This window comes from Sphingobium sp. L-44 (genome assembly GCF_056859495.1).
The window spans coordinates 169,689-194,412 of the sequence record NZ_JBSXOQ010000121.1 but is presented as its reverse complement, the minus strand read 5'-3'; the positions used below and the strand labels follow the sequence as shown (position 1 = coordinate 194,412).

Here is a 24,724-nt window from a genome sequence, read left to right as displayed (position 1 = left end):
GGATGGTTGCCGGCATCCATTGAGCCGGTTGGACGGGGAGACTACTCCCCGTCCCGTCCGTAATCGTCGGGCAGGAACTGCACCCCGTCCGCCGTCGGCACCACCGTCAGATAGGTGAGGTAAACCGGCACCGGCCGGGGCAGCGGCACATATTGTTCGGGCGCATCGCTCTCCGCCGTCGGCGTCTTGCCGAAGAACCAGCGGCCCAGACGCTGCGCATCCTCCAGCCGGACGCAGCCATTGCTGAAATGGCGCACGGGCTTGGCGAACAGGGCCCGGTCGGGCGTGTCGTGCAGATAGATGCCCAGATCATTGGGGAACATGAACTTGATCTTCCCCATGGCATTATTGCCGCCAGGCAACTGGCGCACGCGCAATTCGCGCTGCCCCGATGCCACCGCCCGCCAGTCGATCTCGCTCTGGTTCAGCGTCTGCGCATCGGCGGCCCAGTCGCTCAGCGCCTCATAGCGCATCTTCCTGAGCGTCGCCCCATCCAGTATCTTGGGTGCGATCTTGCGCTCGACCAGGTCGGGCGGGACATTCCAATAGGGATTGAGCGTCGCATAGCGGATCATGCCTGCCATCATCGGCGTCTGGCTTTCCTTGGCGCCAGCCACGACCTTCATCGATCCGTCCAGTTCGCCGCCGCTATAATAATAGAGCCGCGCCGATGCGGCATCGACCTCGACATGCCGCACCCATGGGCCGGGCAGCAGCCGCGCACGCTCCAGATTGAGCGTCAATATCCGGGCAAAATAGCCCGGACCACGATTGAGCGCCTCGATCGTCTGCGCGCCGGCAATGCCGTCGGCATCCAGCCCGTGATCGGCCTGGAACAGCTTGACCTTGGCCGCCAGCGCCTTGTCATAATCGACCCCGTCGGGCAGCCCCAGCCGATGGCGCAGGATCGCGATCTCGCCACTCGATCCGCCCGGCCGCAGCTTGACGTCGGTCGGCACGTTCACCGCCGGCAGGCCGCCCCAACGGGTTTCGTATGCACCGCTCGCCGCGCGCAGCTTCATGTAGAGCGGGCTCATCCAGCCCGCCTTCTCGACATAGGTCGCCAGCGACGGCGCCACCGCCGCCGCGCGCAGCACTTCGGCGGCATCGGGCGCCTGCGGTTCCACCTCGGGGTCGAGATAGCGCATCTTCACCGCCTTGGACGGGCGGCGCACATCGGCGACATAGGTGGCCAGCGCCTTCGACAGGGCGACATCGACCCGTGCCAGCGCCTTGGGGTCGCCAGAGGCATCGGCCTCCTTGATCGCCCGCAACAATCCCCTGGCATCATAGTCGCGCGATCGCAGCCCGTCCTGATCGGCACTGTCGAGCAGCGCCAGCAGCGCTTGCGCCGGTTCGGCGCGGACCTTGCCCTTGTCGCTCCACAGCGGCCAATAGCCGCGCGTGCCATAGAAATCGCGCAGTTTGCCGCTGGCTGCCGACCGGATTTCAGCGGCCACGCTCGACCGCGCCGCGGTGTCGCTGGCGGCCGGCTGCGCAGCCGCCATCCCCGGCACGGAACCGGCGATCAACATGGCGAGGATCAGGGAAACAGGATGTCGGGGGGCGCGGCGGAAATGCCGCGCCCGGAAAGGAAGATTGCTCAGCCGCGTTCTCCAGAACGGGGCGGTGCCGGCGGCGGCGGGGGCGGCGGACAGGGCGGTCCCTGGACCGGGTGATAGATGCCATCCGACGTGTAATAGCCGTCGACATAGCCATCGCCGTTGCGGTCTGCGGCCACCGTGCCGGCAATCGCGCCCGGCCCGAGCGGCGGCGCGCTGGTCACCGGCGCATCATTTTTCGAGCAGGCGCTCAGCGCCAGCAAGCTACCGGCGACCAGCGCCATTGTCTGGATTTTCATACCATCTCCCTGTGCGCCACGATCCTGTCGCAACGCCAATTGGACCCACTGCCGGGATGCAGTGCGACGACAACGGTTCAGGGGCAAAATGGAATCCATTACCCTTGTGCAATGACGGCAGGACGTGCCTCAAGCGCGCCCAGCCGTTAAGCATATGGGATCAGTCGCGGACCCAGTCGGCCGAAGCGATACCCTGCGCATAGAGCAGCACCGACAGGTCGCCATGGACGATCTCGGCCGCTGCCGCCGCGCGGGTCTTGGGCTTGGCATGATAGGCGACACCCAGCCCAGCCCCCTCGATCATCGGAATGTCATTGGCGCCGTCACCCACCGCCAGCGTCAGCGCGCGGTCGATGCCGCCGTCGATCGCAGCCTCCAGCTCGGTGCGCTTGCGCGCGGCATCGACGATCGGCACGGTGACGGTGCCAAGCAGCGCGCCATCGGCAATTTCCAGCACATTGGCGACATGCACATCGAAGCCGATTTCCGCCGCGACCGGCCCGGTGAAACGGGTGAAGCCACCCGACACCAGCAAGGTGCGTGCGCCCCGCGCCTTCATCGTGCGCACCAGTTCGCGGGCACCGCCCATGATCACCACCCGCTCCTCGCGGCACTGATCGATCGCGCTGTCGGGCAGCCCTTTCAACAGAGCGACGCGGCCATGCAGCGCGCCTTCGAAATCCAGTTCGCCGCGCATCGCCCGTTCGGTGATCTCGGCAATCTGCGGCTTGATCCCGGCATAATCGGCCAGTTCGTCGACGCACTCGACCGTGATCATGGTCGAATCCATGTCGGCGATCAGCAGCTTCTTCTCGCGGCCCGCCGCCATCTGCACGATCACGTCGACCCGGTCGCCAATGTCGGTCAGCGCTGCGCGGGCGGTGACGGGATCGCTGCCGAAGAAAATATCGGCCGCCTTGCCCTCGTCCAGCCAGACGCTATCGACCGGAGCGCAGCCGGCAGAGGCCAGCCATCCGGCCGCTTCGGCAATATCCGCCTGTTTCAGGGTCTCAACTGCCACTAAGGTCGCGACGAACATGAACACTCCCGCACATATGCCGGGCGAATCCCGCCCACCGGTCGCGCTTATTGCCGGGCCGACCGCCAGCGGCAAGAGCGCGCTCGCCGTCCGCCTGGCCCAGATCGCCGACGGCGTCGTCATCAATGCCGATGCCAGCCAGGTCTATGCCGACCTTGCGATCCTGTCCGCCCGCCCTTCCCAGGAGGAAATGGGCGGCGTGCCCCATCGCCTGTTCGGCCACATCGACGGGGCCGAAGCCTGCTCCGCCGCGCGCTGGGCCGCCGAGGCCAGGGCGGAGATCGATGCGGCCCATGAAGCCGGCAAGCTGCCCGTACTGGTTGGCGGCACGGGCCTTTATATACGGACCTTGCTCGACGGCATCGCGCCAGTGCCGGACATCGACGCCGATATCCGCGCCGCCGTGCGCGCCATGCCGGTGGCGCAGGCGCATGAAGCGCTGCGTATCGAAGACCCGGAGGCCGCTGCCCGCCTCGCCCCGGCCGACACCACCCGCGTCGCCCGTGCGCTGGAGGTGGTGCGATCGACCGGCAAGCCGCTGAAGATATGGCAGCAGCACAAGCAGGGCGGCATAGCCAACCGCATCAGCCTGTCCCCGATGATCCTGCTGCCGCCGCGCGACTGGTTGATCGAACGGTGCGACCGGCGGTTCGAGCTGATGGTCGATCAGGGTGCCGTTGCCGAAGTGGAGGCGCTGCTGCCCCGCAACCTCAATCCCGACCTGCCGGTGATGCGGGCGATCGGCGTGCCGGAAATAGCCGCCTGGCTCAAAGGTGACATCGATCATGACACGATGATGGCCCGTGGCCAGCTCGCCACGCGCCAATATGCCAAACGCCAATATACCTGGTTCTCCAACCAGCCGCCGCAGGACTGGCACCGCGAAAAGAGATCGATTGATGCTAAAATTGCCAATGAATTAGCAATTAAATTACAACAATAGGGGTTGACCACGCATTTTATGTCCTCTAGACGCTGGCGCCTTGCCAATGCGGGCGCGACGGCGCAGACCCGCGAGCCAGCATCTTAAAAAAGAGGAGTTTCATCGTGGCCGAAAAGAGCGGCGCGGACATTTTGGTCGAGTGCCTGGTTGATCTGGGCGTCGAAGTTGTGTTCGGCTATCCGGGCGGCGCCGTGCTGCCCATCTATGACGCGCTCTATAATCACCCCACGATCAAGCATGTCCTAGTGCGCCACGAGCAGGGCGCGACCCACATGGCGGAGGGCTATGCCCGCTCGACCGGCAAGCCGGGCGTCGTCCTGGTCACCTCCGGCCCCGGCGCGACAAATGCCGTCACCGGCATCACCGATGCGCTGCTGGATTCGATCCCGATGATCGTCATCACCGGTCAGGTGCCCACGCAGCTGATCGGCACCGACGCCTTCCAGGAGGCGGACACGGTCGGCATCACGCGCCACTGCACCAAGCATAATTATCTGGTGAAGGATCCGGCCAAGCTGGCCGGCGTCGTTCATGAGGCATTCCATATCGCCACCACCGGCCGCCCCGGCCCGGTCGTCGTCGACATTCCCAAGAATGTCCAGATCGCGACCGCGCCCTATGCCCGGCCGGAGCTGAAGGTCCATGCCAGCTATCATCCCCAGACCAAGGCGGATGCCGCCGCGATCGACGCGGCGGTCGAGATGCTGGCCGCGGCGGAACGGCCGATCTTCTACACCGGCGGCGGCGTCATCAATTCGGGTCCGCAGGCCAGCGCCCTGCTGCGCGAACTGGCGGCGATGACCGGCGCGCCCGTCACCTCGACCCTGATGGGTCTGGGTGCCTTCCCCGCGTCGTCCGACCAGTGGGTCGGCATGCTGGGCATGCACGGCACCTATGAAGCCAATTGGGCGATGAACCAGGCGGACCTGATCCTGTGCATCGGCGCCCGTTTCGACGACCGCGTCACCGGCCGGCTGGACGCCTTCGCCCCCAACAGCCGCAAGGTGCATATCGATATCGACCGCAGCTCGATCAACAAGATCGTCGACGTCGATGTCGCGGTCGTCGCCGATGTCGGCAGCGCGCTGGAGGACATGATCGCCCTGTGGAAGCAGCGCGGCCATGAAAAGGCGGACCTGTCGGCCTGGTGGGCGCGGATTGCCGAATGGCGTGCCAAGAAGAGCCTGTCCTACCCCGAAAGCGGCAGCGAGATCATGCCGCAAAAGGCGATCGCGGACCTCTACAAGGCGACCCTCGCGACCGGCAAGGACATCATCATCACCACCGAAGTCGGCCAGCATCAGATGTGGGCGGCCCAGCATTTCGGTTTTGAAGACCCCAATAAATGGCTGACCTCGGGCGGTCTGGGCACGATGGGCTATGGCTTCCCGGCCGCCATCGGCGCGCAGATGGGCAATCCCGACAGCATCAGCATCTGCATCGCCGGCGACGCCTCGATCCAGATGAACATCCAGGAAATGGGGACGGCCAGCCAGTATCGGCTGCCGGTCAAGATCTTCATCCTGAACAATGAATATATGGGCATGGTCCGCCAGTGGCAGGAACTGACCTATGAAAGTCGCTATTCCAACAGCTATTCGGACAGCCTGCCCGACTTCGTGAAGCTGGGCGAAGCCTATGGCTGGACCGGCATCCGCATCGAAGGGCCGCAGGAACTGGAGGCCGGCATCCGCCAGATGCTGGAAACCGACGGTCCCGTGATCGTCGATTGCCGCGTGGCGAAGCTGTCCAACTGCTTCCCGATGATCCCGTCGGGTGCGGCCCATACCGAAATGCTGCTCGATCCCAACCAGATCGAAGGCGTCATGTCGGACGAGGCAAAGGCACTGGTGTGACCACCCCCGCCAAGGTCCGCATTTTCGTGACCGAACCCTGGGATTTCGAACGGATCACAGGCACGACCGAACTCACCGGCTGGACCAGCGACCATGCTGAACCCGACAATGAGGAATGGGAAGTGCATCTGGATAGCGGGTTCGAATATCATGGCCTGCAGGTCGATCGGCTGCTGGCCGGCCCACGCTATGTGGGCGAACATCTTCTGCGGATGTTCGACGCGGTGACGGCCTTTCCCGTCCGCCTCGCCCACCCGCAGGACGATGATTGGCACTATGCCTTTATCGGCATGATCTCGCCGCGCCCCGAGCGCGAAAAAATGGAAGACGGGAACAGCATCTGATGCATATCCACGAAGAACAGAGCGAGCGGCACGTCCTGTCGCTGACGGTGTCGAACGAGGCGGGCATCCTGGCCCGTATCGCCGGCCTGTTCACCGCGCGCGGCTATAATATCGACAGCCTGACCGTGGCCGACATTACCGACGACCATGCGATCAGCCGCATCACCATCGTCACCAACGGCCCGCCCAAGGTGATCGACCAGATCATCGCCCAGCTCGACCGGCTGGTGCCGGTCCACAAGGTGACCGACCTGACCGATGCCGGGCCGTTCGTCGAGCGCGAGCTGGCACTGGTCAAGGTCGCCGGCACCGGCGAGGACCGGATCGAGGCGCTGCGCCTGGCCGACGTGTTCCGTGCCAAGGTGGTCGACACCACGATCGAGAGCTTCATCTTCGAGATCACCGGCACGACCGAGAAGATCGACAATTTCGTCGGCCTGATGCGCCAGATCGGCCTGGTCGAGGTCGGTCGCACCGGCGTTGCCGGCCTGATCCGCGGCAAGGAGCCGGCCTGATATCTGCCCCTCTCCCACCGGGAGAGGGAGGGGCCCATCGCGCAGCGATGGGAGGGTGAGGGCGCGAAATGCGCCGACGCCCGGTGGTTCCCCCTCACCAACTTCGACTAGGGCCCGTCGGCCCAAGTCTTCGTATCCTCTCCCTCCAGGGAGAGGGTCAGGATATGAAAAGGGAAGACGAACAATGAAGGTTTATTACGATCGCGACGCAGACATCGGCCTGATCAAGGGCAAGAAGGTCGCCATATTGGGCTATGGCTCGCAGGGCCACGCCCATGCGCAGAACCTGCGCGACTCCGGCGTTGCCGAAGTCGCCATCGCGCTGCGCCCCGGTTCGCCCAGCGCCAAGAAGGCCGAAGGCGCCGGTTTCAAGGTGCTGCCGAACAAGGAAGCCGCCCAGTGGGCCGACGTGCTGATGATCCTGGCGCCCGACGAGCATCAGGCCGCCATCTATGAAGCCGACATCAAGGGCAATCTGCGCCCCGGCGCCGCGCTCGCCTTCGCCCATGGCCTGAACATCCATTTCGGCCTGATCGAAGTCCCCGCCGACATCGACGTCATCATGATCGCGCCCAAGGGCCCGGGCCACACCGTGCGCGGCGAATATCAGCGCGGCGGCGGCGTCCCCTGCCTGATCGCCGTCCATCAGGACGCGACCGGCAACGCTCATGACATCGCCCTGTCCTACGCTTCGGGCGTCGGCGGCGGCCGCAGCGGCATCATCGAAACCAACTTCCGCGAGGAATGCGAAACCGATCTGTTCGGCGAGCAGGCCGTTCTGTGCGGCGGCGCCACCGCGCTGGTCCAGGCCGGTTTCGAAACCCTGGTCGAAGCCGGCTATGCCCCGGAAATGGCCTATTTCGAGTGCCTGCACGAGCTGAAGCTGATCGTCGACCTGATGTATGAAGGCGGCATCGCCGACATGCGCTACTCGATCTCGAACACCGCCGAATATGGCGACATCAAGACCGGTCCGCGCATCATCACCGAAGAAACCAAGAAGGAAATGAAGCGCGTCCTGGCCGACATCCAGTCGGGCCGTTTCGTCAAGGACTTCATCCTCGACAACCGCGCCGGTCAGCCCGAACTCAAGGCCAGCCGCAAGCAGGCTGCCGCCCACCAGATCGAGAAGACCGGTTCGCAGCTGCGCGCCATGATGCCCTGGATCGGCGCCAACAAGCTGGTCAACAAGGACAAGAACTAAGCGGATAGCAGCCCCTCCCTTCCAGGGAGGGGTTGGGGTGGGTGCGAGCGAAGCGAGCCTGTGCCCTGGCGAATTGGCGCCGCAAGTGCGGCGCACCCACCCCCTGCCCCTCCCTGAAAAGGGAGGGGAGAAATAGCGGCAAACCGGAACGATCCGTTTCCGGTTACGCCTCTGGAACAATCGAGGGACGTGGCATATTCTGTGCTGCGTCCCTTGAATGCTTTTGGAGAGCGTTTCCCATGCGCAAATATCTGATCTCTGCCGCTGCCCTGATCGCGGTCGCCGGCGGCACTGTTGTCATCGCCCAGGCCCCGATGGCCGTCCCCGGCAGCAAGGATGTCGCCAAGGTCACCGGCGGCACCTACAGCGTCGAACCCAGCCACACCCAGATCGTCTTCGCCTATGACCATATGGGCTTCACCAACAATATGGGCGTCATCACCCAGCCGACCGGCACGCTGACGCTGGACAAGGCCAATCTCTCGGCATCGAAGGTGTCGATCACCCTGCCGATCGCCAACCTCACCACCGGCATTCCGGCGCTGAACGAGCATCTCGCCAAGCCCGAATTTTTCGACGCCGCCAAGTTCCCGACCGCGACCTTCGTGTCGACCGGCGTGAAGACCGATGGCGCGACCGGCGCGGACATCACCGGCAACCTGACCATCAAGGGCATCACCAAGCCGGTGACGCTGGACGCCGAATTCTATGGCGCCGGTGCGAACCCGATGAACAAGAAGGAAAATGTCGGCTTCGTCGCGACCGGCACGATCAAGCGCAGCGATTTCGGCATGGGCGGCTTCGTCCCCGTCGTCGGCGACAATGTCGAACTGAAGATCATCGTCGCGTTCCAGAAATAAGCGCGCGCACGACATTTTCTGTCAAAAATGCGGGGCCGGCTTGCAAGTCTGCCCCGTTTCGCGTTATGGGCGCATCCATCATGCAGAGCGTCGCGCTTCTTACCCTGCTACGACTTACACGCCCTTAGGCGTGGCTTTTGTGCTGCCTTCCGGCTAAGGGCAGCGTCGATCCGCCTAAGGGCATTCATCACAGTCAAGTCGTACCCCGGAGCGCGCCATAGCGTCCCGAGCCAGGAAGTAGTTTGATCCCATGATGCTGACCGATCCTTCGCAGAAATACCGCCCCTTCCCCCAGGTGGACCTGCCCAATCGCCAATGGCCGTCCAAGGTCATCACCAAGGCGCCCCGCTGGCTGTCGACCGACATGCGCGACGGCAACCAGTCGCTGATCGACCCGATGAATGCGGAAAAGAAGCGCCGCTTCTTCGACCTGCTGGTCAAGGTCGGCGTCAAGGAGATCGAGGTCGGCTTCCCCGCCGCCGGCGCGACCGAGTTCGACTTCATTTCGGGCCTGGTCAAGGAAGGCGCGATCCCCGACGATGTCATGCCCCAGGTGCTGACCCAGGCACGCGAAGACCTGATCGCCACCACCTTCGAAAGCCTGCGTGGCGCGAAGCAAGCCATCGTCCATGTCTACAACGCGATCTCGCCGGCCTGGCGCAACATCGTGTTCCAGATGGAACGCCCGGAAATCAAGCAGATCGCGATCAACGCCGCCAAGCTGCTGCGCGACAATGCGGCGCGGATGCCCGACACCGACTGGCATTTCGAATATAGCCCCGAAACCTTCTCGACCGCCGAGCTGGATTTCAGCCTGGAATGCTGCGAGGCGGTGATGGACATCCTGCAGCCGACGCCGGAACGGCCGCTGATCCTGAACCTGCCCGCCACGGTCGAGTGCGCGACGCCGAACATCTATGCCGACCAGATCGAATGGATCTGCCGCAACATCTCGCGCCGCGACAGCGTGGTGATCTCGCTGCACACCCATAATGACCGGGGCACCGGCGTCGCCGCGGCGGAACTGGGCATCATGGCCGGCGCCGACCGCGTCGAAGGCTGCCTGTTCGGCAATGGCGAACGCACCGGCAATTGCGACCTGGTGACCGTCGCGCTCAACATGTACACGCAAGGCATCGACCCGGAACTGGACTTCAGCGACATCGACGAGGTCATCCAGACCGTTGAATATTGCAACCAGCTGCCCGTCCACCCGCGCCATCCCTATGCCGGTGAGCTGGTGTTCACCGCCTTCTCGGGGTCGCATCAGGACGCGATCAAGAAAGGCTTTGCTGCGCAGGAAGCGCGCAACGACCTGTTCTGGAACGTCCCCTACCTGCCGATCGATCCCAAGGATCTGGGCCGCGACTATGAAGCGGTGATCCGCGTCAATTCGCAGTCGGGCAAGGGCGGCGTCGCCTGGGTGCTGCAGCAGGACAAGGGCTATAAGCTGCCCAAGCGGATGCAGGCCGACTTCTCGAAGGTGGTGCAGGCGCTGGCCGACCAGTCGAGCCGCGAACTCAATGCCGCCGACATCTCGGCCGCGTTCGATGACTATTATCACCAGACCGGCGACCAGGCCTACAGCCTGATCGACTATCATGAGAGCGGCAGCGCGGGCGACCGCATCTTCACCGGCAAGATCGTCCATGAAGGCGGCGAGCGCTCGATCTCGGGCCGCGGCAACGGCCTCATCTCGTCGGTGCTGGCTGCGCTGCGCGACGAACTGGGCGTGGTGCTGGATGTCGCCGACTATAATGAGCACGCTATCGGCGCCGGCACCGACGTGAACGCCGCCGCCTATGTCGAATGCCGCACCGCCGACGGCCGCACCGTCTTCGGCATCGGCACCGACAGCGACGTCGCGACCGCTTCGGTCAAGGCCGTCCTCTCGGCCGCCAATGCGGTGGCCGTGCGGGGCTGATATCCATCCGTTCGCCCTGAGCGAAGTCGAAGGGCACGGCCGACCATCGGGAGGCCACTTCGCTTCGCTCAGTGTCGGGCTTCGACTTCGCTCAGCCCGAACGGAGTGGGGATAACCGTTACTTCGCCAGCGCCCGGACCACGCTGTCCCACTGGGCCAGTGACGCGGCGATACCCGCCACCGGCACCCGTTCATTGAGGCCATGGGCAAAGCCGTCCTCGGCCTTCATGAACAGGCTGGAAACTCCATAGCTGGGCACGCCCAGCGCGCGGAAATAGAGGCTGTCGGTCGCGCCGGCCGACATGCCCGGCATCACCGTGATCGCGGGCGAGCGCGCCTTGATCGCGGCGGCCACCGCCTTCACCACATCGTCGCGCAGCGGCGAAGCATCGCTGCCGGTCGGGTCGTTCAGCGTGGTGAAGGTCGCGCTTTGATCATCCACCACCTTGACCAGTTGCGCCTTCACATCGTCGATCTTCACGCCGGGGAAGATGCGACAATTGACACTGACCTTGGCACTTTGCGGCAGGGCGTTGAGCGCATGGCCGCCCGACAGCATGGTCGCGACGCAGGTGGTGCGCACCTGCCCCACAAATTCGGGCCGGCTCGACAATAGTTCCGCAGAGGCCGGATCCTGGGTCGCGGCATAAAGACGCATCGCCTCTCCCACGTCGCCGCCGATCCGCTGCGCCGACAAGCTGAGCGACGCCTTGGTCAGTTCGTTGATCATCGGCGGGAACTGATAGGCCGCGATCCGGTCGATCGCCTTGGCCAGCCGATAGATCGGGTTGCCCGGCGTCGGTGCGCTCGAATGGCCGCCCGGATCGGTGAAGCCGATTTCGAAATCGGCATAAGTCTTCTCGCCCGCCTGCAACTGGTAGAGGACCGGCTTGCCACTCTCGTCGAGCAGGCCGCCGCCGCCATCGCCGTTCAGCAGCAGTTCGGCGTCCTTATATTTCGCCGCCAGCGCCTTGGTGGTGACCATATTGGTCTCCTCGTCGCCCGACAACAGCAGGATGACGGTGCGGCGCGGGGTCCATCCCTCTTTCTTGAGCTGCGCCAGCGTCGCGACCATCATTGCCACGTCATATTTATTGTCTTCCGAGCCGCGCCCGAAAATATAGCCATCCTCCTCGACCGGGACGAAGGGATCGCGCGTCCAATCGGCCCGGTTGGCTGCCACCACGTCCATATGGCCGATCATCAGCATCGGCTTCAGGCTGGGGTCGCGCCCCTTGATCGTCGCCGCCAAAGTCGCGGTCTCGCCCATCGGCGTGATGACGATATCGCCATCGGCAAAGCCCGCCTGCTTCAGCACCGAGGCATAATAGGCGGCCAGCGCGGGCACCTGCCCCGAGCCCTCGACCGTCTTGAACGCGACCGACTTCTTCAGAATTTCCTTGGCCACACCGGCATCCGCTGCCGCCTGCGCCCCGACTGGCATTGCAAGCCCCCCTACTCCCAGCATCGCCCCTGCCAGCAATATCCCCCGCAATTGCATATATTTATACTCCCTGATGGACCCGAGCGGCGATTGTGGCATAGCGGATCGCGCCGTTCCATGCGTTTGATCGGACGGCGCGCGGAAAGAGGGCCACCTTATCCGCACTGAACCCCTTGAAAGAATTGCTTGCGCGCAATCGGATAGATGCCATCCGATATAGCGCGCCGGTCGTCCAAAGGAAAAATGCCATCATGGCCCTCAATTATCGCAGCTTCGGCTTCCAGGTTCTGCTCGGCATGGTCGTGGGCCTTGCCCTCGGTCTCGTCGCGCGCCAGATCGGCGCAGGCCCCGATGGCGACCTCAACTGGCTGGCAACCACGCTCAAGACGGTCGGATCGATCTTCGTCTCGCTCTTGAAGGCGATCGTGCCGCCTCTGGTCTTCGCCGCGATCGTCGCGTCGATTGCCAATCTGCGCGCGCTCGACAATGCCGCCCGTCTCGCCGGCCAGACCCTGCTCTGGTTCGCGATCACCGCACTGATCGCGGTCAGTATCGGTCTCGCCATCGGCCTGATCGTGCAGCCGGGCGCGGGCCTGCACGGCACCGCGCTTGCCATGGGCAAGGCGGATAGCGTGGGCGGCTGGCTCGATTTCCTCAAGGGCCTGGTCCCCGGCAACAGCCTGGCCCTGTCGGGTAGCACCAAGATCACCGACGGCAGCGCCAGCACCAGCATCTCGTTCAACATCCTGCAACTGCTGGTCATCTCGATCGCGGTCGGCCTCGCCACGCTGAAGGTCGGCGACAAGGCGGAGCCCTTCCTCTCCTTCGTCCGCTCGCTGCTCGCCGTCGTCCGTGCAATCCTGGGCTGGGTCATCCGCCTGACGCCGATCGGCTCGGCCGCGCTGATCGGCACCGCGATCGCCACCTATGGCTGGAGCGCGCTGGCGCAGCTCGGCACCTTCACCGCCGCCATCTATCTGGGCCTCGGCCTCGTCCTGCTGGTGGTCTACCCGCTGCTGCTGATCGCCAATGGCCTGAAGCCCGGCCCCTTCTTCGCCAAGGCCTGGCCGGCGATCCAGCTTGCCTTCGTCTCGCGCTCGTCGGTCGGCACCCTGCCGGTGACCGAGACCGTGACCGAACGGCTGGGCGTCGACAAGGGCTATGCCGCCTTCGCGATCCCGCTCGCCTCGACCACCAAGATGGACGGCTGCGCCTCCATCTATCCGGCGCTGGCGGCGATCTTCGTCGCAGGCTTCTACGGCATCCCGCTGCACTTCATCGACTATGTACTGATCGTCTTCGTCTCGGTCATCGGCTCGGCCGCGACCGCGGGCCTGACCGGCGCGATCGTGATGCTGACGCTGACCCTCTCGACACTGGGCCTGCCGCTGGAAGGCGCCGGCCTGCTGCTGGCGATCGACCCGATCCTCGACATGGGCCGCACCGCCGTCAACGTCGCGGGCCAGGTGCTGGTCGGCGTGATCGTCGCCAAGCGCGAGGGCATCCTCGACGAAAGCGCCTATTATGGCGAGGGCGAACTGGTCGCCGCCTGATCGAAAACCGGGCGGCGCGGGCGTTCCGCGCCGCCGTCAGGGCAGCTGGCCGCGCCCGGTCGCCGTCCAGTAGATGCCGCCCATCAGATGGTCGAGATAGCGCGGATCGCGATACATCTCGCCATTATGGCCCAGCGTGGTGACGAACACCCGCCCCTTCTCATAGGCATGATACCAGGCGACGGGATGCTCCCGCCCCATCGGCTTCGCCACCTGTCCCGGCCAGATTTTGGTCGGGTCGTAGCTGCTTTCCTCGACATTCAGCACCGGATGGATCGTCACCTTATAGGGGTTGGCGGTGACATAATATTCATCGGTCCAGATCCAGCGATCGGGCAGGCCATAGGTGGCGGGAAAGCCCTTGTCGGTCGGCGTGACCACCGCCGTCTGCACCATCGGATGGATGACGAAGCTGCGCCCGACCATCTTCTCATACCAGGCCCATTCGCCCGGCGGTGTGATGAGCGCGCGATGCACGACGATGGCATTGCCGCCCGCCCGCATATAGGCCTCGAACCTGGCGCGCTGGGCCGGGTTCAGTTCCTCGCCCGGCGTGTTGAGGAACATCACCGCCGCATATTGGCTGAGATCGCCGTCGAAGACGGACGTGTTGTTGGCCCAGGTGAAGCTGAAATCATGCAGCTTGCCCAGATGCTCCAGGTTGTCGCGCGCGATCGGTATATATTCATAATGATATTTGTTCGGGATGGCGAGGACGAGCAGCTTATACTGGTCCTCCGCCTGCACCGTTGCGGGTGCAGACAGCGCCAGCAGGGCGATCAGCGCCCCGGCCTTGTTTCTCATCCGCCTGTCTCCTTCGCTCGCCTATCGCTAGGACAGGCGGCGACGGAAAGATAGCGCTCCCATGGTCGTAGTCAGCCCGGCAGCAGGCCGATAGCGTCCACTTCGACCAGACAGCCATGATGAAGCTCGGGTGCGGGCACCACCGTGCGCGCCGGCCGGGCATCCCCCATCAGCTGCGCATAGATGGCGTTGAAACGCGGCCAGTTCTCGACGCCGACGATATAGGCGGTGACGCGCGCGATCCGCTCCGGCCCGCATCCTGCCTCTGCCAGGATCGCCAGCATGTTGCCGATCGCCAGCCGCGCCTGATCCTCGAACGACAGGTCGCTGCGCGGCCCCTGCCCCGCCACCACCGGCAATTGCCCCGACACGAAGACGAAGCCATTCGCAATCGTCGCCTGCGCATAATGGCCGGCGGGCGCCGGCGCCTTGTCGGTCTCGATCCGCTGCACGTCCATCACCATCCTCCAAATCGCGGCCAGACCGCTTCCACCGCATCGCTGCCGGTCCGCACCACATGATAGCGATCATGCTGCGCGCCGGTGGCACAGGCATGGTTGGGCAATATCCGCACCCGATCGCCCACCGCCAGGTCCGGCAGCGCGCCGGACGCCCCCGGCCGCAGCGCGATGATGCCATGTTCCTGATTGGCATCGACCAGGATCAGATCGCCATAGGGCCGCCCGTCCCGGTCGCAGACCAGGCCATAGCCCTGATCGACATCCTGTTTCACCGTGCCGCGATCGCGCGACATCGCCATCCAGCCGGCATCGACCAAGATCCAGCCCTTGTCCCGTTGATGCCCGATCACCGTCGCCAGCACCGACAGGGCGATGTCGTCCACCGAGCAGATGCCGATCCCGGCCATCACCAGATCGAAGAAGACGAAGACGCCGGCGCGTACCTCGGTCACGCCACTCAGGTCCGTGGCATGATGGGCGGTGGGGGTCGATCCGACGCTGATCACCGGACAATCATGCCCCGCCTCTTTCAAGGTCCGCGCCGCCGCCACCACGGCATCCCGCTCGGCGTCAGCGCAGGCGCGCAGTTCTGCATCGCCCCTTGCGCCATAGCTACCGCCGGCATGGGTCATCACGCCGCGCAATGCCCCGCCCTGTGCCAGCGCCGCGCCGATCGCCCGCAATCGCGCCGCATCGCCGGGCTGCACGCCCGACCGATGCCCGTCGCAATCAATCTCGATCAGGGCCGGAATGGCCGTGCCCGCCGCGCGCGATGCAGCCGCGACCGCCTCCGCCTGCTCGACCGAATCCAGCACGATCGCCAGGTCCACGCCCTGCGCCCGCAGCGCCAGTATCTCGGGCAACTTGGCCGGGCTGATGCCGACCGCATAGAGAATGTCGCGCACCCCGGCCGCCGCAAAGCGGCGCGCCTCCAGCAGGGTCGATACCGTCGCCGGCCCCTGCGCCGTCGGCATCAGCCGCTGCGCGACCTCGACCGACTTGGCCGTCTTGAGATGCGGCCGCATCCCCACTCCCAGCCCGTCCAGATGCGCGCGCAGCCGCGCAATATTGCGATCCATGCGGTCGGCATCCAGCACAAGGCAGGGTGTTGGCAAGGTATCGAGCGAGGCGGGATCGGCAGAAGAAGGCATCGGCATCAGGGGCTCCTTATCGCCCCCTGATTGCCGAGGATCGCCGCCCGTTCAACGGCTTTTGCTCGTGCGGGGGCAACAATGCCGATGACATCCGCGCGCCTGCCCCTGTCCTATTGAACCATGCCCCGCTATACTGATTGCATCTTATAACAATATGTCCCACTGGCGTTCGGAAATTGCCGAATGTGCGGGAAAAGTGCGAAGTTAAGCGAAATATGTCCAATCATCAGATCCATGTCATCGGCGGCGGTCTCGCCGGTTCGGAAGCCGCCTGGCAGCTCGCCCAGGCCGGTATCAAGGTCCGCCTGTCGGAAATGCGCGGCACCGGAGAGATGACCCCGGCGCACCAGACCGATGGCCTTGCCGAACTGGTCTGTTCCAACAGTTTCCGCTCCGATGATGCGGACAAGAATGCCGTGGGCCTGCTGCATCAGGAAATGCGGCGCCTCGGCTCGCTGATCATGGACCGCGCCGAACCGGCCAAGGTGCCGGCCGGCTCTGCCCTGGCGGTCGACCGCCATGTCTTTTCCGACGGCGTCACCCGCGCGCTGGCCGAACATCCTAATGTCGAGATCGTGCGCGAGCGGATCGACACGCTGCCCAGCGACGGCATGACCATCGTCGCCACCGGGCCGCTGACCGCCGCCGCGCTGGCCAGCAGCATCGGCAAAGCCGCCGGCATGGAGCACCTCGCCTTCTTCGACGCGATCGCGCCGGTCATCCATTTCGACAGCATCGACATGGAAGAATGCTGGATGGCCAATCGCTGGGACAAGATCGGCCCCGGCGGAGGCGAGGGCAAGGACTATATCAACTGCCCGATGAACAAGGAGCAGTATCAGGCCTTCGTCCAGGGGCTGCTCGACGGCGAGAAGACCGAGTTCAAGGAATGGGAGTCGAGCACCCCCTATTTCGAGGGCTGCATGCCGATCGAGGTGATGGCCTCGCGCGGGCCGGAAACGCTGCGCCACGGCCCGATGAAGCCGATGGGGCTCGATAATCCCAAGACCGGCCGCTGGCCCTATGCCGTGGTCCAACTGCGCCAGGACAATGCGTCGGGCACGTTGTGGAACATGGTCGGTTTTCAGACCAAGCTGAAGCATGGCGCCCAGGTCGAGCTGTTCCGCACCATTCCGGGCCTGGAAAAGGCCGAGTTTGCCCGGCTGGGCGGGCTGCACCGCAACACCTTCATCCAGAGTCCCAAGCTGCTCGATCCGACGCTGCGCCTGAAAAGCGCGCCGCATATCCGCTTCGCCGGGCAGATGACCGGGTGCGAGGGCTATGTCGAAAGCGCCGCCATCGGCCTCATCGCCGGGCGCTTCGCCGCGGCCGAGATATTGGGCCAGGAACTGGCGCCGCCGCCCGCCGACACGGCGCTGGGCGCGCTGCTCGGCCATGTCACCGGCAATGTCGAGACCGCCGACTATCAGCCGATGAACGTCAATTTCGGCCTGTTCCCGACGCTGGACGACGTCAAGAAGAAGCAGCGCAAGGAAGCCTATACCGCTCGCGCCCGCGCCTCCTTCGGTCGCTGGCTGGGTGAGGTGGTGGAACCGGCCTGACCCCTCCGGGACAGGCTCAGCATTTGCAGCGCGGTTTCGCCGCCCGCTTCGGCGCGGTGGTGGCGAATTCCGCCGGGGTCAGCCTGCCGTCCTTGTCGGCATCGGCCCCGGTGAAGCGATCGGCCGTCGCCACCGCCCATTCCTCGAACGACAGGAGATTATCCTTGTTCGCGTCGAGCTGTTTGAACGCAGCGGTGCGGCTGCCCAGCATCTCGATCCGGCTGATGATGCCGTCGCGATTGCGGTCATAACGGGCGAAGCGCTTTTCCTCGCGGCTCTGCGGACTGGCCTCGCCGGGCATCGGCGGCGCCTCGCCGACCGCATCGGGATCGCCTTCGGGCAGAGCCTCATTGGCTGGCGGCGGCGGCGGCGCGAGCAAAGCCTTGGGCGGCGGCTCGTTGGTCGCCCGCCCCTGCCACCAGAACAGGCCGGCCGCGACCAGCAGCAACGCCCCCATGCCACCTGCCAGCAACCGTCCCATCGCCCGCTCCCCCCTTCGTGACGGCAGCGAACCTATCGCGATCACCTAGCGCCCGACAAGCGCGATCCGCATCAACCGCCAGGCCATGCTCCGCGTCAGCCCAACCGGCGCCCGCTGTCCCCGCTCGACATCATACCGTGCCAGCAGATAGGCGATGCGCAGCGGCTTCCACGCCCTGGGCCACGCCGGATCACCAACCTGCGGCAACAGGTCGCGGGCCAGGCCAATGGCGGCGTCCGCCAGCGCCTCGTCGCCGCTATGGGCGGACAGATCCCACAAGGCCCAGACCTTGCCCGCCGCGATCAGCCAGTCGGGCGCATCGGCTACATCGGCCAATGCCTGGAACAGCCCGCCGCCGCGGCCGGCGGCATAGTCGCGCAGGCCGGTGAGATCGATCTCCGACTCCACCACCAGCACTTCCCAACCATCGAGCATCGCCGGGATACCGGGCGCGGCCAGCGCACCGATCGCGCGCAGCCAGTCGACCACCGGCTCGCCCTGTCCCTTGACGCCCGCCTCGTCCATGACGACGCCCAGCCACCAGGCGAGGCGCATCTGCCCGATCGCCGCATCGCTGGTTGTTCGCGCAATTTGCGCAAAGCGCTGGTCCAACGCCCAGAGCGCCCGATGCCGCTCGGCAAGGCGCCCGGCATGCCCGGAAAGCAGGCGCGCCAGCGGCGCCAGATCGTCCGTGCGATCCATCATTTCGATCCCGATCTAAAAATGGCTTATCAATCCTTTAACCAGACTTCGCATAGAGACCCTAACCAGTCCCGTTGCATAGCCGACGATGGCCCTGTCCAGATTTCTGGGGGGAAACGGGCGACATGGGTGAATGCGGAACATGGGCAAGCAGATCAAGCGCGCGATGACATTCCTTGGCCGGCTTCGGCGCAACCAGGCGGGCAACACGCTCGCCATGGTGGCCGCAGCCATCATCCCGCTCGCCGGCCTGATCGGCGGCGGCGTGGACATGAGCCGCGCCTATATGGTCCGCGCCCGGATGCAGCAAGCCTGCGACGCCGCAGCACTGGCGGGACGGCGTGCGATGACGACCGCGTCAATGACCGATGACAACAAGGCCGAGGCGAAGAAATTCTTCGACTTCAACTTCCCGCAGCAGACCTTTGGCGCCGCCAACTTCACGCCCGTGATCCAGAGCAAGCCCGGCGAGACGACGACCGTCCAGGTGTCGGCCGAAACCACCATCCCGACCACCATCATGCGCATCTTCGGCGTTCAGACATTGTCGCTGGCAGTGAACTGCGATTCCCGCTTCGACATCGGCAATACCGACGTGATGCTGGTGCTGGATACGACCGGATCGATGGCAGATTCCATTTCCAATGGCTCAGGAGGCACGGTTGTAAAGCTCACCGCCCTGCAGCAGGCGGTAAGAGATTTCTACGATACGCTAGGTCCTGGCTCCGACAGCAGTGGTCGCATCCGCTACGGCTTCATGCCCTACAGCTCCACTGTGAATGTTGGTTACCAATTGCCCACCAGCGCGGTACTCGGAGGCACGGCCGGCGAGACATGGACTTATAACAGCCGCTATGCGTGGTATTACTGGGAAAACACATCGACGGACACGACCTGCTACAAGCGCAACGGCTCAAACACCTGCTACACATCAGCCCAGAATGCGATCAATGGATCAGGTGGGACCAATCTGAACGGAACCGACTGCTCCAACTGGCAGAATGCCTCCGCGACCACAAGCGGCAGCGCGCCCAGCAACACCTCACGGACCGTCTACAGCTATGGCGGCTGGAACAACAGCACTTCGAACGCCCCATCGGGCAGCACCGCACGCGTGTGCGTACGCAAAGAGCTGACGACAACCAAGACCTACTTCACCTCAACCACTCCTGGTCCGGGACGCACCCGCTACACCAACTGGACCTACACCAACGTAGCGTTCAACATGAGCGACTTCATCAAGGGCGAACCTATCCAAAATCCCGCCTTTGAGTGGGGCACCAACGCGACATGGTCTGGCTGTATCGAGGAACGCGATACGGACAGCACCATTAACGCAAATTCGTCGACCTCTTCCATTCCAGCGACCGCCTTTGATCTTCAGATCGATACGGCACCGACGACGACTGCTACAAAGTGGCGCCCATTCTGGCCCGACGTCGAATACACACGCGGTGGCTCTTGGCTCAACAGTTCGAACAACATCAGCAACGGCTATGTCGCTTGCCCCAGCCAGGCGCGTAGGCTGACCTCTTATGCCAGCCGCACCGCCATTCCGGACGGTCAAACGAGCAGCTATGACAGCTATGTCGACAGTCTGGTTGCAGTTGGTGGCACCTATCACACCATCGGTATGATGTGGGGCGCGCGCTTCCTGTCGCCGACCGGAATCTTCGCATCGGATAACGCCAACGCGCCCAACGGCTTCAACATTTCGCGCCACATCGTGTTCATGACCGACGGCGTCATGCAAGCCTACAACAATGTCTACGGCGCCTGGGGATATCAAACTCTCGATCAGCGCGACGGTCCCGCCGGCGCTTCCAATGACGACCTGACGGCCATTCACAACCGTCGCCTGGAAATGATGTGCAACGCGATCAAGTCCAAGGGGATCACCATCTGGGTGATCGGATTCAGCAATTCGAACGTGATGAGCACTCCTTTGCAGAATTGCGCCAGCAGCGCCAATCACTGGAGCATGAACTATTCAGCCGCCCAGTTGAAAACGACCTTCCAGAACATCGCCAAGAATATTGGCGGCCTGCGGTTGTCGAACTGATGCCCCGCCCTTTCCACCTCCCCAGCGATCTGCGGCGCGATCAACGTGGCGCGACGCTGATGGAGTTCGGCCTGATCGTCACGCCGCTCTGCCTGTTCATCATGGGCGTCGGCGACTTGGGCTATCAGTCCTATCTGCGCTCGGTGACCCAGGGTGTGCTCGACAGGGCCGCCCGCGCGGCATCGGTCGGGACACTCAACAGTACCCAGATCGACGCCTATATCGATGCGCAGATGCAGGCGATCAACAGCAAGAACGGCTCCACTTCGGTGACCAAGAAGAGCTATTACAACTTCTCGCGCGTGGGAAAGCCTGAAAAAATCACCACGGATACGGCACCCCTTGGCAGCTTCAACACGGGCGATTGCTTCGAGGATTCCAATGGCAATGGTAGTTACGACAGCAGCGCAGGCTCCACGGGCCTGGGTGGTGCCGATGATATCGTCTTCTATCAGGTGACGGTGTCCATGCCCCGCCTTTTCCCGATGGCCAAGCTGCTGGGCTGGAGCGCGACCCAGACCGCCACGGCCAACGCCACCATCCGCAACCAGCCCTGGTCCAACCAGGCCACATTGCCGATCATCTGCACATGACCCCGATCAAGCCCCCCCTCGCACGCTTGGCGCGCCGTCTTCGCGACGACCAGTCGGGCCTGGCCCTTATCGAATTTGCCTATTCCTTGCCGGTACTGATGGTGCTGTCGATGGGCGGTCTGGAAATCGCGAACCTCGCGACCGCCCATATGCGCGTCAGCCAGATCGCGATGCTCGTCGCCGATAACGCGTCACGCGAGCGCACCTCGATCGACGAGGGCGACATCAACGAGATCTTCACCGGCGCCGAACTGGCCGGTGCCAACCTCAAGAACTTCAAGGCAAACAGCCGCATCTTCCTTTCGGATCTGGAACCCAACAGCCAGACCGGCACCAATGCGGGCCAGTATATTCGTTGGCAGCGCTGCTGGGGCAATGGCAGCTTCACCTCCAGCTATGGCAAGGCGGGGGATGGCACCAGCGACGCAAGCCTGAAGGACGGCATGGGGCCAGGCACAACAGCAACGACCAAGATCGCCTCCGGCAGCGGAACGGCAGTCATGTTCGTGGAAGTGGCCTATACCTATCAGCCGCTGATCTCGGACAGCCTCTTCGGCAGCAAGACGATCCGCTACACCAGCGCATTCAACGTCCGCGAACGCACGGACCAGGCGATGAAGAATGCGGGGAAGCTGACCAGCAGCCAGATCGCCTCCTGCCCGGCCTGACAGCCGCTCGCAAAGAACCGATAGAAAAAGGGGCGGTCCGATCGGACCGCCCCTTTTCTGTGCTTACTTGTAGCAGACCTTCTTGGCCGCTTCGACCACGCGGGCCGCGTCGATCAGCGCCAGCTTTTCGAGGTTGGCGGCATAAGGCAGCGGCACATCCTCGTTGGTGACGCGCAGGACCGGGGCGTCGAGATCGTCGAAGCCCTTTTCCATCACGACGGCAGCGATTTCCGACGCGATCGAGCAGGTCGGCCAGCCTTCTTCCACCACCACCAGGCGGTTGGTCTTCTTCAGGCTTTCCAGCACGGTTGCGGTATCGAGCGGACGCAGCGTGCGCAGGTCGATCACTTCGGCATCGATGCCCTCGGCAGCAAGCTGCTCGGCCGCGTCGAGCGCCAGGCCCACGCCGATCGAGTAGCTGACCAGGGTCACGTCCTTGCCCGGACGCATGATGCGCGCCTTGCCGATCGGCAGGACATAATCATCGACCTTGGGCACGTCGAAGCTGCGACCGTAGAGAAGTTCATTCTCCAGGAACACGACCGGGTCGGTCGAGCGGATCGCGGCCTTCAGCAGACCCTTGGCGTCGGCCGCGTCATAGGGCGCGATGACGATCAGGCCGGGAACGGCGGCATACCAGGGACCATAGTTCTGGCTGTGCTGCGCGCCGACGCGGCTGGCCGCACCGTTGGGACCACGGAACACGATCGGGCAGCGCATCTGGCCACCGGACATGTAATTGGTCTTGGCCGCCGAGTTGATGATGTGGTCGATCGCCTGCATGGCGAAGTTGAACGTCATGAACTCGATGACCGGACGCAGGCCACCCATGGCCGCGCCCGAACCGATGCCGGCAAAGCCATACTCGGTGATCGGCGTGTCGATGACGCGCTTGGGACCGAATTCGTCGAGCAGGCCCTGGGTCACCTTGTAGGCGCCCTGATATTCGGCGACTTCCTCGCCCATCACGAAGACGCGCGGGTCCGACCGCATTTCCTCGGCCATGGCGTCACGCAGCGCTTCACGCACGGTGGTCTTGACGAACTCTGTGCCGGCCGGGAGGTCCGGATCCTGCACGGTCGCCTTGGCTTCCGACGCCAGCTTCGACGTGCCGCTTTCCGCCTTCTTGGGGGCTTCTTCTGCCTTGGGCGCTTCGGCCTTCGGTGCAGGCGCCGGGGCTGCTTCGCCGCCCTCGCCCGCCATCGTCGCGATGACGGTGCCGACCTTCACGCCTTCGGTGCCTTCGGCAATCACGATCTGACCGATCTTGCCTTCGTCGACGGCTTCGAATTCCATCGTCGCCTTGTCAGTCTCGATCTCGGCGAGAATGTCGCCGGACTTCACTTCATCGCCTTCCTTCACCAGCCACTTGGCCAGCGTGCCCTCTTCCATCGTCGGCGAGAGCGCCGGCATCTTGATTTCGATACCCATTAATATTGCTCCACCAGCACGTCGGTATAGAGTTCATGCATCTCAGGTTCGGGCGAGGTTTCGGCGAAATCGGCCGCGTCGGCGACGATCTTGCGGATATCCTGGTCGATGACCTTGATCTCGTCCTCGCTGACGCCGGCATCGATCAGATATTTCTTCACACCCTCGATCGGGTCGCTGTTGTCGCGCACGGCCTGAACCTCGTCACGCGAACGATATTTGGCCGGGTCGGACATGGAGTGACCGCGATAGCGGTAGGTCTTCATTTCCAGCAGGATCGGGCCATTGCCGCCCTGGACCCACTTGAGCGCTTCCTCGGTCGCACCGCGCACCGCCAGAACATCCATGCCGTCGACCTGGATGCCAGGGATACGGAAGCTCTCGCCGCGGCGATAGAGCTGGTCTTCCGACGAGGCGCGATTGACGCTCGTGCCCATGGCATATTGGTTGTTCTCGATCACGAAGATGATCGGGAGCTTCCACAATTCGGCCATGTTGAACGATTCGTAAACTTGGCCCTGGTTGGCCGCGCCGTCGCCGAAATAGGCAACGCACACGCCGCCATCATCATTATATTTGTGGGCGAAGGCCAGACCCGCGCCGAGCGACACCTGGGCGCCGACGATGCCGTGGCCGCCATAGAATTTATGCTCGACGCTGAACATGTGCATCGAACCACCCTTGCCGCGCGAAATGCCGGCTTCGCGGCCGGTCAGTTCGGCCATGATGACCTTGGGATCGATGCCATAGGCGAGCATGTGACCATGGTCGCGATAGCCGGTGATCACGCTGTCCTTGCCGGGCTTCAATGCCGACTGGATGCCGACCGCAACCGCTTCCTGGCCGATATAGAGGTGACAGAAGCCGCCGATGAAACCCAGACCATAAAGCTGGCCGGCCTTTTCCTCGAAGCGGCGGATCAGAACCATCTGCCGATAGAATTCCAGCAGCTCTTCCTTGCTGGCCTTGTAGTCGGTGGGCGTTTCGGGGCGCGGACGATTATGGTCCGCACCGGCCGGCACTGCGGCCTTTGCCTTTGCGCTGTCGGCGCGCGGCGTGGTTGGTTTCGCCAAGGCTATTATCCTTTTGCGTGGGTAGGATGGAAGGAAGCCCGATATGCGTCAGAGTTGCATAGATTGCAACGGCGGACCCCACGGAATCCCGGCATAATGAATGTCCCGAGTGCAAAAACGACAATCCATGACAACGCTGTCGAAAACGGGTCGCGAACGGCTGGCAACAAAATGTTGCCGCGACAGGATT

General features: G+C 64.0%; 23 protein-coding genes. 12 read left to right on the top strand and 11 right to left on the bottom strand.

The features are described 5' to 3' along the window. Positions 1-41 precede the first annotated feature (41 nt). From AC13EK_RS23315 to serB, 3 genes are all read right to left on the bottom strand, one after another. Positions 42-1,535, bottom strand: a complete 1,494-nt coding sequence (locus AC13EK_RS23315; RefSeq protein ID WP_069336306.1) for a L,D-transpeptidase family protein — start codon at positions 1,533-1,535, stop codon at positions 42-44. Between the two features lie 68 nt (positions 1,536-1,603). Next, on the bottom strand, positions 1,604-1,861 hold the full coding sequence (locus AC13EK_RS23310; protein WP_010337163.1) for a hypothetical protein: 258 nt from the start codon (positions 1,859-1,861) through the stop codon (positions 1,604-1,606). Positions 1,862-2,021: 160 nt separating this feature from the next. After that, positions 2,022-2,900 carry a phosphoserine phosphatase SerB gene (gene serB, locus AC13EK_RS23305; RefSeq protein ID WP_069335886.1) on the bottom strand — a complete coding sequence of 293 codons (879 nt, stop codon included), beginning with the start codon at positions 2,898-2,900 and terminating at the stop codon, positions 2,022-2,024. On the opposite strand from serB, the gene miaA reads away from it, so the two are divergent. From miaA to leuA, 7 genes are all read left to right on the top strand, one after another. After that, positions 2,899-3,843 (top strand): tRNA (adenosine(37)-N6)-dimethylallyltransferase MiaA, encoded by a 945-nt coding sequence (miaA, locus tag AC13EK_RS23300; protein ID WP_069335885.1) that lies wholly within the window; start codon positions 2,899-2,901, stop codon positions 3,841-3,843. The two genes, serB and miaA, sit on opposite strands and share 2 nt — an antisense overlap. A 104-nt stretch (positions 3,844-3,947) precedes the next feature. Then, on the top strand, positions 3,948-5,699 hold the full coding sequence (locus AC13EK_RS23295) for an acetolactate synthase 3 large subunit (protein WP_069335884.1): 1,752 nt from the start codon (positions 3,948-3,950) through the stop codon (positions 5,697-5,699). Further along, positions 5,696-6,043, top strand: a complete 348-nt coding sequence (locus AC13EK_RS23290; RefSeq protein WP_069335883.1) for a hypothetical protein — start codon at positions 5,696-5,698, stop codon at positions 6,041-6,043. The genes AC13EK_RS23295 and AC13EK_RS23290 overlap by 4 nt, the downstream gene beginning before the upstream one ends. Next, complete coding sequence (ilvN, locus tag AC13EK_RS23285; protein ID WP_004211828.1) at positions 6,043-6,558, top strand: acetolactate synthase small subunit; 516 nt, start codon at positions 6,043-6,045, stop codon at positions 6,556-6,558. The genes AC13EK_RS23290 and ilvN overlap by 1 nt, the downstream gene beginning before the upstream one ends. A gap of 184 nt (positions 6,559-6,742) precedes the next feature. Continuing rightward, entirely contained in the window at positions 6,743-7,762 is a 1,020-nt protein-coding gene (ilvC, locus tag AC13EK_RS23280) for a ketol-acid reductoisomerase (protein ID WP_004211826.1), read from the top strand. 239 nt (positions 7,763-8,001) lie between these two features. Next, positions 8,002-8,622, top strand: a complete 621-nt coding sequence (locus AC13EK_RS23275) for a YceI family protein (RefSeq protein ID WP_017501359.1) — start codon at positions 8,002-8,004, stop codon at positions 8,620-8,622. Positions 8,623-8,872: 250 nt separating this feature from the next. Continuing rightward, on the top strand, positions 8,873-10,546 hold the full coding sequence (gene leuA / locus AC13EK_RS23270; RefSeq protein ID WP_017501357.1) for a 2-isopropylmalate synthase: 1,674 nt from the start codon (positions 8,873-8,875) through the stop codon (positions 10,544-10,546). A 118-nt stretch (positions 10,547-10,664) separates the two neighbouring features. Here leuA and AC13EK_RS23265 read toward each other — a convergent pair whose 3' ends face one another. Further along, complete coding sequence (locus AC13EK_RS23265; RefSeq protein WP_069335881.1) at positions 10,665-11,990, bottom strand: M20/M25/M40 family metallo-hydrolase; 1,326 nt, start codon at positions 11,988-11,990, stop codon at positions 10,665-10,667. A gap of 251 nt (positions 11,991-12,241) precedes the next feature. Between AC13EK_RS23265 and AC13EK_RS23260 the strand changes: the two genes are divergently transcribed. Continuing rightward, positions 12,242-13,543 carry a dicarboxylate/amino acid:cation symporter gene (locus tag AC13EK_RS23260; RefSeq protein WP_037521091.1) on the top strand — a complete coding sequence of 434 codons (1,302 nt, stop codon included), beginning with the start codon at positions 12,242-12,244 and terminating at the stop codon, positions 13,541-13,543. Positions 13,544-13,579: 36 nt separating this feature from the next. Here the strand turns inward: AC13EK_RS23260 and AC13EK_RS23255 are convergent, their stop codons facing one another. The 3 genes from AC13EK_RS23255 to AC13EK_RS23245 all read right to left on the bottom strand — a co-directional run bounded on the left by AC13EK_RS23255 (position 13,580) and on the right by AC13EK_RS23245 (position 15,959). Next, entirely contained in the window at positions 13,580-14,347 is a 768-nt protein-coding gene (locus AC13EK_RS23255) for a ThuA domain-containing protein (RefSeq protein ID WP_069335880.1), read from the bottom strand. 71 nt (positions 14,348-14,418) lie between these two features. Further along, positions 14,419-14,805: a RidA family protein gene (locus tag AC13EK_RS23250; protein ID WP_069335879.1), complete on the bottom strand. Its 387-nt coding sequence runs from the start codon at positions 14,803-14,805 to the stop codon at positions 14,419-14,421. Then, positions 14,805-15,959 carry an alanine racemase gene (locus AC13EK_RS23245; protein WP_081331601.1) on the bottom strand — a complete coding sequence of 385 codons (1,155 nt, stop codon included), beginning with the start codon at positions 15,957-15,959 and terminating at the stop codon, positions 14,805-14,807. Before AC13EK_RS23245 ends, AC13EK_RS23250 begins: the two co-directional genes overlap by 1 nt. A 218-nt stretch (positions 15,960-16,177) precedes the next feature. On the opposite strand from AC13EK_RS23245, the gene trmFO reads away from it, so the two are divergent. Then, a complete protein-coding gene (gene trmFO, locus AC13EK_RS23240; protein ID WP_069335877.1) occupies positions 16,178-17,524 on the top strand; it encodes a methylenetetrahydrofolate--tRNA-(uracil(54)-C(5))-methyltransferase (FADH(2)-oxidizing) TrmFO in 1,347 nt (448 codons plus the stop codon). A 16-nt stretch (positions 17,525-17,540) separates the two neighbouring features. On the opposite strand, the gene AC13EK_RS23235 is transcribed toward trmFO, so the two are convergent. Both AC13EK_RS23235 and AC13EK_RS23230 read right to left on the bottom strand, forming a co-directional pair. After that, positions 17,541-18,005 carry an EF-hand domain-containing protein gene (locus AC13EK_RS23235; protein WP_069335876.1) on the bottom strand — a complete coding sequence of 155 codons (465 nt, stop codon included), beginning with the start codon at positions 18,003-18,005 and terminating at the stop codon, positions 17,541-17,543. A 45-nt stretch (positions 18,006-18,050) separates the two neighbouring features. Next, on the bottom strand, positions 18,051-18,710 hold the full coding sequence (locus tag AC13EK_RS23230) for a hypothetical protein (RefSeq protein WP_069335875.1): 660 nt from the start codon (positions 18,708-18,710) through the stop codon (positions 18,051-18,053). Positions 18,711-18,849: 139 nt separating this feature from the next. On the opposite strand from AC13EK_RS23230, the gene AC13EK_RS23225 reads away from it, so the two are divergent. Genes AC13EK_RS23225 through AC13EK_RS23215 form a run of 3 tightly spaced genes read left to right on the top strand, consistent with a single transcriptional unit; the run spans position 18,850 to position 22,030 of the window. Continuing rightward, entirely contained in the window at positions 18,850-20,769 is a 1,920-nt protein-coding gene (locus AC13EK_RS23225) for a pilus assembly protein (protein WP_069335882.1), read from the top strand. Beyond that, positions 20,769-21,362 carry a TadE/TadG family type IV pilus assembly protein gene (locus tag AC13EK_RS23220; protein WP_017501344.1) on the top strand — a complete coding sequence of 198 codons (594 nt, stop codon included), beginning with the start codon at positions 20,769-20,771 and terminating at the stop codon, positions 21,360-21,362. The genes AC13EK_RS23225 and AC13EK_RS23220 overlap by 1 nt, the downstream gene beginning before the upstream one ends. Further along, on the top strand, positions 21,359-22,030 hold the full coding sequence (locus AC13EK_RS23215) for a TadE/TadG family type IV pilus assembly protein (protein ID WP_069335874.1): 672 nt from the start codon (positions 21,359-21,361) through the stop codon (positions 22,028-22,030). Before AC13EK_RS23220 ends, AC13EK_RS23215 begins: the two co-directional genes overlap by 4 nt. A 63-nt stretch (positions 22,031-22,093) precedes the next feature. On the opposite strand, the gene AC13EK_RS23210 is transcribed toward AC13EK_RS23215, so the two are convergent. Both AC13EK_RS23210 and pdhA read right to left on the bottom strand, forming a co-directional pair. Continuing rightward, positions 22,094-23,461 (bottom strand): pyruvate dehydrogenase complex E1 component subunit beta, encoded by a 1,368-nt coding sequence (locus tag AC13EK_RS23210; protein WP_004211797.1) that lies wholly within the window; start codon positions 23,459-23,461, stop codon positions 22,094-22,096. Next, positions 23,461-24,534: a pyruvate dehydrogenase (acetyl-transferring) E1 component subunit alpha gene (gene pdhA / locus AC13EK_RS23205; protein WP_069335873.1), complete on the bottom strand. Its 1,074-nt coding sequence runs from the start codon at positions 24,532-24,534 to the stop codon at positions 23,461-23,463. The genes AC13EK_RS23210 and pdhA overlap by 1 nt, the downstream gene beginning before the upstream one ends. Positions 24,535-24,724: the final 190 nt, after the last annotated feature.

What these genes read in the sequence shown, in the direction of transcription:
- AC13EK_RS23275 (WP_017501359.1), top strand. Translation starts at nt 8,002, where the DNA reads ATGCGCAAATATCTGATCTCTGCCGCTGCCCTGATCGCGGTCGCCGGC.
- miaA (WP_069335885.1), top strand. Translation starts at nt 2,899, where the DNA reads ATGAACACTCCCGCACATATGCCGGGCGAATCCCGCCCACCGGTCGCG.
- AC13EK_RS23260 (WP_037521091.1), top strand. Translation starts at nt 12,242, where the DNA reads ATGGCCCTCAATTATCGCAGCTTCGGCTTCCAGGTTCTGCTCGGCATG.
- AC13EK_RS23235 (WP_069335876.1), bottom strand. Translation starts at nt 18,005, where the DNA reads ATGGGACGGTTGCTGGCAGGTGGCATGGGGGCGTTGCTGCTGGTCGCG.
- ilvC (WP_004211826.1), top strand. Translation starts at nt 6,743, where the DNA reads ATGAAGGTTTATTACGATCGCGACGCAGACATCGGCCTGATCAAGGGC.
- leuA (WP_017501357.1), top strand. Translation starts at nt 8,873, where the DNA reads ATGATGCTGACCGATCCTTCGCAGAAATACCGCCCCTTCCCCCAGGTG.
- AC13EK_RS23250 (WP_069335879.1), bottom strand. Translation starts at nt 14,805, where the DNA reads ATGGACGTGCAGCGGATCGAGACCGACAAGGCGCCGGCGCCCGCCGGC.
- AC13EK_RS23255 (WP_069335880.1), bottom strand. Translation starts at nt 14,347, where the DNA reads ATGAGAAACAAGGCCGGGGCGCTGATCGCCCTGCTGGCGCTGTCTGCA.
- AC13EK_RS23245 (WP_081331601.1), bottom strand. Translation starts at nt 15,959, where the DNA reads ATGCCTTCTTCTGCCGATCCCGCCTCGCTCGATACCTTGCCAACACCC.
- AC13EK_RS23210 (WP_004211797.1), bottom strand. Translation starts at nt 23,461, where the DNA reads ATGGGTATCGAAATCAAGATGCCGGCGCTCTCGCCGACGATGGAAGAG.
- ilvN (WP_004211828.1), top strand. Translation starts at nt 6,043, where the DNA reads ATGCATATCCACGAAGAACAGAGCGAGCGGCACGTCCTGTCGCTGACG.
- AC13EK_RS23315 (WP_069336306.1), bottom strand. Translation starts at nt 1,535, where the DNA reads ATGTTGATCGCCGGTTCCGTGCCGGGGATGGCGGCTGCGCAGCCGGCC.
- AC13EK_RS23220 (WP_017501344.1), top strand. Translation starts at nt 20,769, where the DNA reads ATGCCCCGCCCTTTCCACCTCCCCAGCGATCTGCGGCGCGATCAACGT.
- serB (WP_069335886.1), bottom strand. Translation starts at nt 2,900, where the DNA reads ATGTTCGTCGCGACCTTAGTGGCAGTTGAGACCCTGAAACAGGCGGAT.
- AC13EK_RS23225 (WP_069335882.1), top strand. Translation starts at nt 18,850, where the DNA reads ATGGGCAAGCAGATCAAGCGCGCGATGACATTCCTTGGCCGGCTTCGG.
- AC13EK_RS23215 (WP_069335874.1), top strand. Translation starts at nt 21,359, where the DNA reads ATGACCCCGATCAAGCCCCCCCTCGCACGCTTGGCGCGCCGTCTTCGC.
- AC13EK_RS23310 (WP_010337163.1), bottom strand. Translation starts at nt 1,861, where the DNA reads ATGAAAATCCAGACAATGGCGCTGGTCGCCGGTAGCTTGCTGGCGCTG.
- AC13EK_RS23265 (WP_069335881.1), bottom strand. Translation starts at nt 11,990, where the DNA reads ATGCCAGTCGGGGCGCAGGCGGCAGCGGATGCCGGTGTGGCCAAGGAA.
- trmFO (WP_069335877.1), top strand. Translation starts at nt 16,178, where the DNA reads ATGTCCAATCATCAGATCCATGTCATCGGCGGCGGTCTCGCCGGTTCG.
- AC13EK_RS23230 (WP_069335875.1), bottom strand. Translation starts at nt 18,710, where the DNA reads ATGATGGATCGCACGGACGATCTGGCGCCGCTGGCGCGCCTGCTTTCC.